We start from the raw sequence: 12,639 nt of genomic DNA on the forward strand, positions 1-12,639 counted from the left end.
AGGCTTTGCATGAACCGCGTGATTCTCTCGCTGCTGGCCAAGCGCCTGCTCATTGCGCTGCTGTCGCTGCTGGCGGTGTCGGTGATCGTTTTTTCGATCACCGCTGTGCTGCCCGGCGATGCTGCGCAGGAACAGCTGGGCCAAGATGCGACCCCTGAAGCCTTGGCTGCCTTGCGCACCCAGATGGGGCTGAATGTGCCCGCCCCTGAGCGCTACCTGAAGTGGCTGGGGGGCGTGGTACGCGGTGACCTGGGGCAGTCCGTAACCACGCAGATGCCGGTGGCCGAACTGGTCGGCAGCCGCCTGCCCAACTCATTGCTGTTGGCCGCAGTGACGGCGCTGTTCTCCGTGCCCATCGCCCTGGTGTTTGGCATTGCCTCGGCGGTGTGGCGCGGTTCGTGGCTGGACCGCATCGCGTCGAGCCTGTCGGTGGCCGTGGTCTCGGTGCCCGAGTTTCTGGTGGCCACGCTGGCGGTGCTGGTGTTTGCGGTGCAGCTGCGCTGGCTGCCTGCGCTGTCTTACGTGAGCGACATTGAATCGCTGGGCCAGATGCTGCGTGCGTTTGCCATGCCGGTGCTCAGCCTGTGCTGCGTGATCGTTGCGCAGATGATGCGCATGACCCGTGCCGCAGTGATCGACCAGCTGGAGGCCCCCTACATCGAGATGGTGCGGCTCAAGGGCGCATCGCCCATGCGCATGGTGCTGGCCCACGCACTGCCCAACGCGGTGGGGCCGATTGCCAATGCCGTGGCGCTGTCGCTGTCGTACCTGTTGGGCGGGGTGATCGTGATCGAGACCATCTTCAACTACCCCGGCATTGCCAAGCTGATGGTGGATGGCGTCACCCAACGCGATATGCCGCTGGTGCAAACCTGCGCCATGATTTTCTGCACGGGCTACCTGCTGCTGGTCACGCTGGCCGATGTGTGTGGCATTGTGGCCAACCCCCGTTTGCGCCACCGCTGATGAGCCCAGGAGCGAACCATGCGCACACAGAAACACCGGCACATGCCGCGCAATACAGTTGAAACAACGGGGACCTTTTGATGGACACACTTCCTTCTTTGCCCACCCAGGCTGCCCCCGCTTCACGCCGCAGCGGGGTGGGGCGTTGGCTGGCAGGCTTTGGCTTTTCCGGGTTGGTCGGGCTGGCCATTCTGGTGTTCTGGCTCGCCACGGCGCTGGTGGGGCCCGCGCTGCTGCCCAGGTCGCTGGTGGACTTGCAGGCGTCTGTGGTCTATGCCCCCATCGACGCAACCCATTGGCTGGGCACTGACTACCTGGGGCGCGACATGCTGGTGCGCGTGGTGCAGGGTGCCCGCTACACCGTGGGCCTGGCGCTGGTGGCCACGATGTTGGCCAGTGGCACGGGCACAGTGCTGGCGCTGCTGGCCGCGTCCAGCGGGCCGGTGCTGGATGCGGTGCTCAGCCGCATGCTCGACACCCTGACCTCCATCCCCAGCAAGATGTTTGCGCTCGTGCTGGTGGCGGGCTTTGGGTCTTCGGTGGGCATGCTGGTGTTTACGGCCGCGCTTATCTACGTGCCTGGGGCCTTTCGCATCGCCCGCTCGCTGGCCGTCAACATCAATGCGCTGGACTACGTGACGGTGGCCCGCACACGCGGTGAGGGCAAGCTCTACATCATGCTGCGCGAGATACTGCCCAACATCATTGGCCCCATGCTGGCCGACCTGGGGCTGCGCTTTGTGTACGTGGTGCTGCTGCTGGCCAGCCTGAGCTTTCTGGGCCTGGGCATCCAGCCCCCCGAGGCTGACTGGGGCTCTCTGGTACGCGAGAACATCGGCTCGCTGTCTGACGCAGGCGCTTCGGTGATTGCCCCCGCGCTGGCCATTGCCAGCCTGACGATTGCCGTCAATCTGGTGATCGACAACCTGCCGGGCCGTGCAGCCCGCGAACGCTAAGGAGCTAAGAATGGGTGCTTCCGTCATTGTCGAAGGCCTGCACATCACCGCAGGCGACCAGACCCTGGTCGATCATTTGAGCTTTGCCATCCAGCCCGGCGAGGTGCTGGCACTGATTGGCGAGTCGGGCTCGGGCAAGACCACCACGGCCCTGGCCTTGATGGGCTATGCGCGGCGCGGCTGCGCTATCTCCGGGGGCAGCGTGCGCATTGGCGATACCGATGTGCTGAAGCTCTCGCCCGCAGGGCAGCGGGCCATGCGCGGGCGCACCGTGTCGTACATCGCGCAGAGTGCAGCGGCGTCGTTCAACCCCTCGCGCACCATCATGGACCAGGTGGTGGAGCCTGCTGGCATCCACGGCACGCTGACGCGGCAAGAGGCCGAGCGCAAGGCCGTGGAACTGTTCCGCGAGCTGGCCTTGCCCAACCCCGACACCATTGGCCAGCGCTACCCGCACCAGGTATCGGGTGGGCAATTGCAGCGGCTGATGGCGGCCATGGCGCTCATCACCGACCCCGATGTGGTGATCCTGGACGAACCCACCACTGCGCTGGACGTGACCACGCAGATCGAGGTGCTGCGTGCCTTTCGGCGCGTGGTGCGCGAGCGGCAGGCCACGGCGGTGTATGTGAGCCACGACCTGGCCGTGGTGGCGCAGATGGCCGACCACATTCTGGTGCTGCGCGGCGGCAAGACACAGGAGGTGAACACCACCGCCCGCATCCTGGCCGAGCCCGCGCACGACTACACCAAGAGCCTGCTGGCCGCTGCCCGCCCCGCGCCGCGTGCCACAGAGCATTGCAAAGGGCAGGGCGAGCTGCTGCTCGATGTGCGCGAGCTGTCTGCGGGCTACGGCGCTGTGGACGCCAAGGGCCAGCCCGCCACGCTCATTTTGGAAGACATCAACTTCAAGCTGTACCGGGGCCAAGCCATTGGGGTGATTGGCGAATCGGGCTCGGGCAAGACCACGCTGGCGCGGGCGATTGCGGGGCTGATCGCGCCATGCAAGGGCTCCATGCTTTTCAACAACCGCGAGCTCAAACCTGACCTGGGGCAGCGCAGCAAGGAAGAGCTGCGGCAGATCCAGATCGTGTTCCAGATGGCCGACACGGCGCTGAACCCCTCACAGACCATCGAGCGCATCCTGGCGCGCCCACTGCAGTTCTACAAAGGCCTGCAAGGGCCCGCTTTGCAGCGCCGTATCCATGATCTGCTGGACCTGGTGCGCTTGCCACACAGCGTGGCCCAGCGACTGCCGGGCGGGCTCTCGGGCGGGCAAAAGCAGCGGGTGAACCTGGCGCGGGCCCTGGCGGCCGAGCCCGATTTGATCCTGTGCGACGAAGTCACATCGGCCCTGGACACGGTGGTGGGCGCTGCCGTACTGGATTTGATGGCCGACCTGCGCCGCGAGCTGGGCGTGTCCTACCTCTTCATCAGCCACGATCTGCACACGGTGCGTGCGGTGTGCGATGAAATCATCGTCATGCAGCATGGCCGCAAGCTCGACCAGGTGGCGCGTGCCGACTTTGACAAGGGCCCGCACCACCCGTACTACGAGCTGCTGGCTGCCTCGGTGCCCGAGCTGCGCCAGGGCTGGCTGGAAGAGCGTGACCCGCAGCGCCTGGCTGCCGCGCCTGCGCTGGCAATGGCTGCCTGATCCGTTCACAGGTCTTCAAAGAGGAGCACTCCATGATTCCCGCATTCCGCATCGCCGTACTGCCCGGAGACGGCATCGGCAAAGAAGTGATGCCCGAAGGCCTGCGCGCTGTTCAGGCCGCCGCCGCCCGCTTTGGCTTTGAGCTGCAACTGCACACCTTCGAGTGGGCCAGCTGCGACTACTACGCCCAGCACGGCAAAATGATGCCCGACGACTGGAAGGCACAACTGTCAGGCATGGACGCCATCTTCTTTGGCGCCGTCGGCTGGCCTGCCACCGTGCCCGATCATGTCTCGCTGTGGGGGTCTCTGCTCAAGTTCCGCCGCGAGTTCGACCAGTACATCAACCTGCGCCCCGTGCGTTTGTTTGAAGGCGTACCCTGTCCCCTGGCAGGCCGCAAGCCTGGCGACATCGACTACTACGTGGTGCGTGAGAACACCGAGGGCGAATACACATCGCTCGGCGGCATCATGTACGAAGGCACCGACCGCGAAATCGTCATCCAGGAATCGGTCTACTCCCGCCACGGCGCCAACCGCCTCTTGAAGTTCGCCTTCGACCTGGCCCAAAGCCGCCCCAAAAAGCACGTCACCCTGGCCACCAAGAGCAACGGCATCGCCATCAGCATGCCCTGGTGGGACAAGCGCGCCGACGACGTCGCCAAGGACTACCCCGAGATCACGCTGGACAAGCAACACATCGACATCCTGACCGCCCGCTTTGTGCTGCAGCCCGGGCGCTTTGATGTGGTGGCCGCCACCAACCTATTTGGCGACATCCTCTCTGACCTGGGCCCGGCCACCACCGGCACCATCGGTCTGGCCCCTTCGGCCAACCTGAACCCCGAGCGCAACTTCCCCAGCCTGTTCGAGCCCGTGCACGGCTCGGCCCCGGACATCTACGGCAAGAACATTGCCAACCCGATTGCGATGATCTGGTCGGGGGCGCTGATGCTGGACTTCCTCACGCAAGGCCAGGGTGCGGGGCGCCAGGCGCACGATGCGATCGTGGGTGCGATTGAAGAGACGCTCAAGGGTGGGCCGCGCACGCCGGACCTGGGGGGCACGGCCAACACCACGCAGGTGGGTGAGGCCATTGCAGCTTTGATTGCCCAAGGTTGATAGATTTTTACTCCTAAAACAATAGCTGCTAGCGCTTACTGGATAAGCGCCAGAGCCCCATTCCATTCAAACCCATGTCCGCCACTCCTTCCCCGTCTCTGCCCCTCACGCGCCCCGACCTGATCCGCAGCGCCAACTTCATCGCTGGCCAATGGACTGCCTTCACTGGCCCCCGCCTGGAGGTCACCAATCCCGCCACCGGCGCCGTCATCACCTCGGTCCCTGACTCGGGGGCTGCCGAAGCCCTGGCCGCCCTGAATGCCGCCCATGCTGCCTTTCCCACCTGGCGCAAAGTCCCCGCCAAGCAGCGCGCGGCCATCATCAAGCGCTGGAACGACTTGGTGCTGGCCCACCAGGATGATCTGGGTGCCCTGATCTCAATGGAGCAAGGCAAGCCCCTGGCCGAAGGCAAGGGCGAGGTGGCCTATGCCGCCAGCTACATCGAGTGGTTTGGTGAAGAGGCCACACGCATGAATGGCGAGGTCATTCCGGCCCCGGTGCCCGGTCGGCGCATGTTTGCTTTGAAGGAGCCCGTGGGCGTGGTGGCGGCCATCACCCCCTGGAACTTCCCCGCTGCCATGATCGCCCGCAAGATCGCCCCGGCCCTGGCAGCAGGGTGCACGGTGGTGTGCAAGCCTGCGGAGGACACGCCGCTGACGTCTTTGGCTTTGGTGCTGCTGGCCCATGAGGCAGGTGTGCCTGCGGGTGTTTTGAACATCGTCACTGCCTCACGCCAGAACACCCCTGCGGTGGTGGATGTGTGGCTGGACGACAGCCGGGTGCGCAAGATCACCTTTACCGGCTCTACTCCCGTGGGCAAGCACCTGGCACGGCGCAGTGCCGACACGCTCAAGAAGCTGTCTCTGGAGTTGGGGGGCAATGCACCTTTCATCGTGTTTGACGATGCCGATCTGGATGCGGCCGTGGACGGCCTGATGGCGGCCAAGTTCAGAAACGGTGGCCAGACCTGTGTGTGCCCCAACCGGGTGTTTGTGCACCGCAGCGTGTTTGACACCTTTGCCACCAAGCTAGCGGCCAAGGTGGCTGCCCTCAAGGTCGGCCCGGCCAGCGACCCGGCTTCGCAGATCGGCCCCATGATCAATGACCGGGCGGTGGAGAAGATCGAGCGGCATGTGCAGGACGCCGTGGCCAAGGGCGCCAAGGTGCTCACCGGGGGCCAACGCCTGGCGCACCTGGGCCCCAACTACTACGCACCCACGGTGCTCAGCGGGGCCGATGCCACCATGGCCTGTGCGTGTGAGGAGACCTTTGGGCCGGTGGCGCCGCTCACGGTGTTTGACGACGAGGCCGAGGTGGTGGCCCAGGCCAATGACACACCGTTTGGGCTGGCGGGGTACTTCTACAGCCAGAACGTCAAGCGCATCTGGCGGGTGGCCGAAGCCCTGGAGACGGGCATCGTCGGCATCAACGAAGGGGCGATTGCAGCAGAGGCTGCGCCGTTTGGGGGGGTGAAGGAGTCCGGCTACGGCCGCGAGGGCTCGACCCATGGGCTCGACGATTACCTGCACACCAAGTATGTTTGCCAGGGGCTGCTGGACTGAGACAAAGAGGCTGAAAAAAGGGGCCTCGCTGGCCCTTTTTTTGTGGCTGCTGCGATCAAGTGATGAGCCAGCTTTGGCTAGTTTGCATAGCTGATCTTGACTTCGCCGACCCAGGACTCCTGCTTGAAAACTTTTGCGGAACCGGAGCCCTCAATCAAGAGGCTCGAATCCGATATCCAACGCATTTGCAGTGGGGCTGATCCCTCAATCACAAGAGCATTGCCTCCTTCATCGGGCAATTGCGCTGCCATAGGCAATACAGAAACCTGTGTGTTGAAGCCCGTTGTCGCTCCGCAGTTTCTGTGAAATTCCACGGCCTTGGTCCTGCCAGATGGGGATGCGGTGTTCCCTGCGATCTCGTTTTCGCAGGCCGATTCACAGCCAGCGACCAACATCGCCAATGCGGCGCTCAAGAATATGACTTGGAAGACCCGCATGTGTACGAGCTACTGAATTGTGTTGGTTGCGAAATGCGCTTGAGTTTGGTGGCTGAGCGCCACCTTGGCGAGCGCATCGTCACTAGGAAGAGACTCCCACCATCATAGAACTGGCGCTGGGATACGCGGCTTTGCCGATACGGATTTGGGGCCTAGGTGTGATGCAGCGGGTTTCATATCGCCCAACCATGGTGGTTGGCGATGTAATGGGTGCAAGCCGTCCTGGTAGGCCGCGTGTTATGAGTGCGCTTTTTCGAGCAGCCTGCTTGCTAGCTCCGATGCGATCCCACGCTCTTGTTTGATGCCCCTGCCAGCGCCGCGTTCTTCTTGCAGCCCGCAAACATGTCCAGCTCAGGCTTGTACGCGCCGGTTTGCACGTCCATCAGCCCCAGCACCGAGTGGAAGTAGTTGTCGTGCGTGATGCGTTGCTCTGCCAGTTCTTTTTGCAGGCAAGGCGTGGTGGTGCCGTTGCGGGACTGCATGGCGGGCGAGAGCCAGGTGATCCAGGGGACGTGCTTTTGCACGTCTGGGGCGATGGAGTAGGGCAGGCCGTGCAGGTAGATGTTGTTTTCGCCCAGCGATTCACCGTGGTCTGCTACATAAATCATAGCTGGTTGCGCTTTATTTTCATGCCCTGCAAGCCAATTCAATACAGAATTCAGAAAGTGGTCGGTCTCCACGATGCTGTTGTCGTAGGCATTGATGACGGCTTGCTGTCCGCACTCTTGCAGCGCGGTGGAGTTGCATTCGGGCTGGAAGGGCTTGCGCTCGGGGGCTGAGCGTTTGGAGTATGCGGGGCCGTGGCTGCCCATCTGGTGCAGCACCACCACCGTACCGCGCTGGCGTTGGTCGGCGGGCAAGTTGGCCAGGCGCTGGTCCAGGTCTTTGAGCATGATGCTGTCCAGGCAGTCGCTGCCGGTGGGGCATAGCTCGGGGTCTTTTTGGGCCGATGTGTCGGCGTTGGGGATGCGGTCGCAGGTGCCTTTGCAGCCCGATTGGTTGTCTACCCACAGCACCGCCAGGCCTGCGTGTTGCAGCACATCCATCAGGCCTTCAAAGTTGGCGCTGCGCGATTCGTAGCCGCTGCGCCCCAGGTGCGAAAACATGCAAGGCACCGAAGCCGCCGTGCTGGTGCCGCACGACCATGCGTTGGGGGCGTTGACCAAGTCGTTGCGTGCCGAGAGGTGGGGGGTCGTGGGGCGGGCGTAGCCGTTGATGGCGAAGTTGCCCGCGCGCCCGGTTTCGCCCAGCACCAGCACCAGCAGCGGTGGCTTGTCTTGTTGGGCATAGCTGGCGCCCAGGCGGGCATCGCGGCCCAGGGGCAGGATGGTGCGGGTGTCCATGCGCAGCGGGCGGGTGGCAATGTTGCCAAGCGCGTACACGCTATTGAGCGGGTTCATCAGGTAGCGCAACTGGGTGTGGTTGCGCATGGTGGAGGCAAAGTCCTGGAACACCACCAGCACGCTGCACACCGCCACCAGCACGGCGGCCAGCAGCAGGACTGCGTTGTGCAGCACCTGGCGCAAAGGGGGCATGGCGCGCACGGGTTGGCGGGCCAGCCACACCAGCGGTGGCAGGGCCAAGGCGCCTACGGTCAGTGGCAGGCGCCAGTTCAGCAGGTCGCCCGCTTCCTTGACATCGGTTTGCAGCACGTTGGTGAGCATGCTGGCGTCAATGGCAATACCGTAGGCCAGCATGAAATAGGCGCCAAAGGCGGCCATCAGCACCAGCAGGGCCGCTACGGGCTTGAGTGTCCAGCGCCAGGCCAGCAGGCTGAGCAGCGCAGCATTGCCCGCCGTGACCAGCACCATGAAAGCCAGCATGAAAGCCCAGGAGCGCAAGCTGCCGTGCCCAGGCAGGTTCGCCAATTCGCGCCACAGGGGCACGTTGCACACCGCCGACATCCACACGCTGATCCACAGCACGACCCAACCTGGGTGCAATGCCTGTTGTGAAGCCTCTTGGGGGGAGCGCAGAAAACTAAAACGAGGGGCGTAGGGCAGCAGCCGTTGCAGGATCAGGGGCATGCTGACCATTGTTTTGAACCTCACTTAAAGCAACATTAAGGTGCTTGACTGGCTGCGGCGGCACGGGTAAGCCGAGCCAGAAATGGATGCTGCATTCACTGCTTCGTGCTTTAGAGCAAAGAACCCGGAGCCCTGGCATAGCGAGCAGAGGGCTGGCTGGGGTACGCGCCCCGAAAGCTCAGTAAGGATTTGTATCTGAATGTCTTGAGAATGTAAAGATTCTTGAAGCTATCGCTTTCCCCAGTTCTGCAATGGCTGGCCCTGGCTCGTGCCGCAATCAGTCGGCCGGGGGCACTCGAATGTCCAGGGTCAGGTTAAGTCCCTCGGTTTTCTCGTACTTGCGGATGCGGCTGATCATGTCGGCGGTCAGCACATGGCCTGCGGACAGCAGCAGCACGCCTTCTTTGGACAGCAGGTCTTTGCCCAGTGCCATGCCTGGCTGCAGGTGTTCTGGGGTGACGGGCTCTAGGCGCACCACCTTGGGTTTTTCCACCTGGGTGATGTGCAGGAAGACATCGATCACCTCGGGGTCGAACTGGGTGCCGCGCCCGTGTTGCAGCAGGGTGCGAGCTTCGGCTTCGGTCAGGGCCGCACCTGTGAGGTGCCTGTGGATAAGGTCGTCAAAGGTGTCGACCACCCCCAGGATGCGCGAGCCCAAGGGTATTTGCTCGCCCTGAAGTTGCTCTGGGTAGCCGGTGCCGTCAAAGCGCTCGTGGTGGGTGCGGATCAGGTCCGCGACACTCTGGTGGTCGTCCAGTGCCATGAAAGACTGTGCGCCCAGCGTCGGGTGGCGTTGGTAGCTGGCGAGGTCGGCGGCGGCCAGTTTGCCCACGGGTTTGCTCAAAATCGTGTCGGGCAGGGCCATGAAGCCCACATCGTGCAGCAGCCCCGCCACAAAGATGTCCTGCACCTCCTCCTCTGGCAACCCCATGGCGGTGGCTACTTTGCGTGCCCAGTGGGCGCAGCGCTTGCCGTGCCCTGCCAGCACGCCACTGCGAAGCTCCATGAGGTTGGAAAAGATCTTGATGCTGGTGAGGTAGTTGCGCCGCAGCTGGTCGTTGGCCTGGCGCAGCTCTGCCGTGCGTTCTTGCACTCGCGATTCCAGTCCCGTGTTCAGGGCTTTGAGCGCTTCGTTCTGGTGGGCTGTCAGGACTTGCAAGCGGTCACGCTCGCGGGCGAGCTGCTGGTGCTCTGCAGCCTGGCGCACGGTCAGGCGCAGCTCGGTTTCGTCCCAGGGCTTGTGGATATAGCGGTAGATGTGGCCTTCATTGATGGCGGCGACGGTGGCATTCATGTCGGCATAGCCTGTGAGCAGGATGCGCGCGGTGCCGGGCCAGCGGGAGCGTACCTGTGCCAGCAGCGCTGCGCCATCCATGCCAGGCATGCGCATGTCGCTCACCACCACATCCACGGCCTCTTGCGCCAGCATGGCCAGGGCCTCTGCGCCACTGCCCGCCTGTAGCACTTTGCAGTCCTCGGCACGCAGCACGCGCTTGAGGGCAGACAGGATGCTGGGCTCATCGTCCACGCACAGCACGGTCCAGGCGGGGGGGGGCTGCGGCCCAGCGGTCGAGCCAGCAGCAGATGCCTGACCTTGCTGGAGGGCATTGGGGGCCGGCGTGGGGGCTGGCGCATCGATGGATGCGTTGGCTGTTTCAATGGGGGCGGGGGTGAGGAATTCCATGGCAGACGGGTGGGTCAGGGTGGTGGCGTGCAGCGGTCTGCTTGACTGTCAGTGGGCTGGGGCGGTTGTCTGGTCTTGGGGCGGTTCGTGCTTGATCGGAATGGTGACGCGAAAGCGGGTGCCTACGCCCAGTTCGCTGCTGACTTCCATGCGTCCCCCATGTTTTTGCACGACGCCGTAGGACAGCGACAGCCCCAGCCCCGTGCCTTTGCCCACAGGTTTGGTGGTGAAGAACGGATCGAAGATGCGTTGCAGGTTTTCTGCCGCGATGCCTGTGCCGTTGTCAGCCACATCCACCCACACGTTCGGGCCTTCCGCCCCGGTGCTGATGGTGATGGTGCCGCGCTCCGCTGTGATGGCATGGGCCGCGTTGACCAAGAGGTTCATGAACACTTGATTGAGCTCGGATGGCAGGCATTGCACCTCTGGCAGCGGACCGTAGTGCTTGACTACATCGGCTTTGTATTTGATCTCGTTGTTGACGATGTTGAGGGTGGAGTCGATGCCGGCATGCAGGTCCACGCTTTCCCACTCTTGGCGCGCGTCAACCCGTGAGAAGTCCTTGAGGTCTTGCACGATCTTGCGCACCCTCTGGATTCCATCGCGTGACTCGTGCATCAGGTTGGGGATGTCTTCCTTGAGGTAGTCAATGTCCAGCTCTGCTTTGATGTTGCGAATGCGTGCCAGCGCTGCGGCATCGCTGATGCTGCCCTCGGCTTGCTCGTAGGTGTCCAGTATCTGAAACAGGTCTTGCAGGTATTGCTCTAGCGTGCCGAAGTTGGAGAAGATGAAGCCTATAGGGTTGTTGATCTCGTGGGCCACCCCGGCAGCGAGCTGGCCGATGGAGGCGAGTTTTTCCGACTGCATGAGCTTGCTCTGCGCTTCTGACAGTTTGGTGTTGAGTTCCTTGAGATCGTTGTTGGCCTGGATTAATTCGCCAACGATGACGCGGATCTGTTCGTCCGACATGTCTGCCAGTGTCTTGACGTGGGGCAGTGTCAGGAGTCCAGTTGGGGTCATACCACCTCCTTTGTTGGGCGCAATACGGCCAACAGATCATTGAATTCGTTCTCAATGTGCCCCAGCAATGCGGGCAGTTCATCCTCTTGCAAACTTATGCGGTTCCAGGCCATGGCGTGGATGCCGGGTACTGCTTCGGTGTTCGCCTTTGCTAGATCGAGGGCATGGGTGATGGCATCGGCCACATGCACTACGTCGATCAAGGAAACCCCACCCGCCGGAGGCGGCTTGTGATGGCACGCAATGGCCTCGATCACATCGCTGCTAAAGCGCCAGTGGCGGCACACCCACTCGCCCAGCTCTGTGTGGTCGATGCCCAGCAGGGTGCGCTCCGCTTCGCAGTGGGGCATGTCGTTTTGCTCTGCCCATGCAATGGCTTGGGCTGCCTCAAGGGGGTAGTGGCTGTCTACCACGAGCCGGCCCACGTCGTGCAGTAATCCCGCCGTGAAAGCGGCGGGCTCATCCAGCCCCGCACGCTGCGCTAACTGGCGCGCGGCAGCTGCGCAGCCAATGGAGTGGCGCCAGAAAGAGTCCATGTGCAGTGATTGGCCGTGGAGCTTTTCAAACTGCAGGGTGAGTGCTGCCGCAATCACCAGACTGGCCAGCTGGCGCATGCCCAGAATGTTGATGGCGTCGCGCACCGAGTCAATGCGGCCTGACAGGCCATAGAACGGAGAATTGGCCAGTTGCAGCACTTTGACGGACAGGGCTTGATCCAAGCGCAAGGTGTTGGTGACGACATCCAGCGGGGTATCTGCTTGGCGCACCAGCAGCATCAGCTCTTGCACCACCGTAGGCAATGAGGGCAGCGAACGGATATCGCGCGCCAACGCTTCACGGTCCAGTGCGAGTGGGGTGAGGGAACTGGGCAGGGGTAGTGTCATGGCAGCGCAACCCCCCGGTAGTCAAACAGCGCTTTCTTCAGTACATGGGTGTGCACCGTGGTGCTGCGCCTGAAAAGGTAGTGCAGGCGCTCTGCAGCCGCGCTTTGCACAGGATCGCTGGGCAAGGGCTCTGTAGCCGATGCACCTGTTGCTGACAACGCTGGGCTTGGCGTGCCGGGGGCTTGGGCTGGCAGGGTGCCGGACACAGGCGTTGGCCGTTGGCTTGATGGGGATGAGGTGTCCATGGCGTGTTCTCTGAGGCGGTGTGTGTTGGGTGGTGTCTGTGCGGTTGGGGTGCTTTCTCTGGGGTGGCTCTAGCGTGTCA

11 protein-coding genes are annotated in these 12,639 nt (G+C 63.1%); 5 read left to right on the plus strand and 6 right to left on the minus strand.

Annotation, left to right across the window (positions count from 1 at the left end; genetic code table 11):
- Positions 1–9: 9 nt before the first annotated feature.
- The 5 genes from CLU86_RS05185 to CLU86_RS05205 all read left to right on the plus strand — a co-directional run bounded on the left by CLU86_RS05185 (position 10) and on the right by CLU86_RS05205 (position 6,262).
- Complete coding sequence (locus CLU86_RS05185; protein WP_099655152.1) at positions 10–966, plus strand: ABC transporter permease; 957 nt, start codon at positions 10–12, stop codon at positions 964–966.
- A gap of 80 nt (positions 967–1,046) precedes the next feature.
- Positions 1,047–1,922 carry an ABC transporter permease gene (locus tag CLU86_RS05190; protein ID WP_099740882.1) on the plus strand — a complete coding sequence of 292 codons (876 nt, stop codon included), beginning with the start codon at positions 1,047–1,049 and terminating at the stop codon, positions 1,920–1,922.
- A gap of 10 nt (positions 1,923–1,932) precedes the next feature.
- Positions 1,933–3,579 (plus strand): ABC transporter ATP-binding protein, encoded by a 1,647-nt coding sequence (locus CLU86_RS05195; RefSeq protein ID WP_099740883.1) that lies wholly within the window; start codon positions 1,933–1,935, stop codon positions 3,577–3,579.
- Positions 3,580–3,611: 32 nt separating this feature from the next.
- Complete coding sequence (locus CLU86_RS05200; protein ID WP_099740884.1) at positions 3,612–4,700, plus strand: tartrate dehydrogenase; 1,089 nt, start codon at positions 3,612–3,614, stop codon at positions 4,698–4,700.
- 74 nt (positions 4,701–4,774) lie between these two features.
- On the plus strand, positions 4,775–6,262 hold the full coding sequence (locus CLU86_RS05205; protein ID WP_099740885.1) for an NAD-dependent succinate-semialdehyde dehydrogenase: 1,488 nt from the start codon (positions 4,775–4,777) through the stop codon (positions 6,260–6,262).
- 77 nt (positions 6,263–6,339) lie between these two features.
- On the opposite strand, the gene CLU86_RS05210 is transcribed toward CLU86_RS05205, so the two are convergent.
- From CLU86_RS05210 to CLU86_RS22545, 6 genes are all read right to left on the minus strand, one after another.
- Positions 6,340–6,675 carry a hypothetical protein gene (locus CLU86_RS05210; RefSeq protein WP_143226660.1) on the minus strand — a complete coding sequence of 112 codons (336 nt, stop codon included), beginning with the start codon at positions 6,673–6,675 and terminating at the stop codon, positions 6,340–6,342.
- A 293-nt stretch (positions 6,676–6,968) separates the two neighbouring features.
- Positions 6,969–8,726 carry a phosphoethanolamine transferase gene (locus CLU86_RS05215; protein ID WP_099743308.1) on the minus strand — a complete coding sequence of 586 codons (1,758 nt, stop codon included), beginning with the start codon at positions 8,724–8,726 and terminating at the stop codon, positions 6,969–6,971.
- A gap of 277 nt (positions 8,727–9,003) precedes the next feature.
- Positions 9,004–10,410, minus strand: a complete 1,407-nt coding sequence (locus tag CLU86_RS05220) for an HD domain-containing phosphohydrolase (RefSeq protein ID WP_099740887.1) — start codon at positions 10,408–10,410, stop codon at positions 9,004–9,006.
- A 48-nt stretch (positions 10,411–10,458) separates the two neighbouring features.
- Entirely contained in the window at positions 10,459–11,430 is a 972-nt protein-coding gene (locus CLU86_RS05225) for an ATP-binding protein (protein WP_099740888.1), read from the minus strand.
- A complete protein-coding gene (locus CLU86_RS05230) occupies positions 11,427–12,314 on the minus strand; it encodes an HDOD domain-containing protein (protein ID WP_099740889.1) in 888 nt (295 codons plus the stop codon). Before CLU86_RS05230 ends, CLU86_RS05225 begins: the two co-directional genes overlap by 4 nt.
- A complete protein-coding gene (locus CLU86_RS22545) occupies positions 12,311–12,559 on the minus strand; it encodes a hypothetical protein (protein ID WP_143226661.1) in 249 nt (82 codons plus the stop codon). The genes CLU86_RS05230 and CLU86_RS22545 overlap by 4 nt, the downstream gene beginning before the upstream one ends.
- Positions 12,560–12,639 lie beyond the last annotated feature (80 nt).

The sequence above is a fragment of the Acidovorax sp. 62 genome, assembly GCF_002754495.1.
Taxonomy (GTDB): Bacteria; Pseudomonadota; Gammaproteobacteria; order Burkholderiales; family Burkholderiaceae_C; genus Acidovorax.

What these genes read in the sequence shown, in the direction of transcription:
- CLU86_RS05185 (WP_099655152.1), top strand. Translation starts at nt 10, where the DNA reads ATGAACCGCGTGATTCTCTCGCTGCTGGCCAAGCGCCTGCTCATTGCG.
- CLU86_RS05190 (WP_099740882.1), top strand. Translation starts at nt 1,047, where the DNA reads ATGGACACACTTCCTTCTTTGCCCACCCAGGCTGCCCCCGCTTCACGC.
- CLU86_RS05195 (WP_099740883.1), top strand. Translation starts at nt 1,933, where the DNA reads ATGGGTGCTTCCGTCATTGTCGAAGGCCTGCACATCACCGCAGGCGAC.
- CLU86_RS05200 (WP_099740884.1), top strand. Translation starts at nt 3,612, where the DNA reads ATGATTCCCGCATTCCGCATCGCCGTACTGCCCGGAGACGGCATCGGC.
- CLU86_RS05205 (WP_099740885.1), top strand. Translation starts at nt 4,775, where the DNA reads ATGTCCGCCACTCCTTCCCCGTCTCTGCCCCTCACGCGCCCCGACCTG.
- CLU86_RS05215 (WP_099743308.1), bottom strand. Translation starts at nt 8,726, where the DNA reads ATGCCCCTGATCCTGCAACGGCTGCTGCCCTACGCCCCTCGTTTTAGT.
- CLU86_RS05220 (WP_099740887.1), bottom strand. Translation starts at nt 10,410, where the DNA reads ATGGAATTCCTCACCCCCGCCCCCATTGAAACAGCCAACGCATCCATC.
- CLU86_RS05225 (WP_099740888.1), bottom strand. Translation starts at nt 11,430, where the DNA reads ATGACCCCAACTGGACTCCTGACACTGCCCCACGTCAAGACACTGGCA.
- CLU86_RS05230 (WP_099740889.1), bottom strand. Translation starts at nt 12,314, where the DNA reads ATGACACTACCCCTGCCCAGTTCCCTCACCCCACTCGCACTGGACCGT.
- CLU86_RS22545 (WP_143226661.1), bottom strand. Translation starts at nt 12,559, where the DNA reads ATGGACACCTCATCCCCATCAAGCCAACGGCCAACGCCTGTGTCCGGC.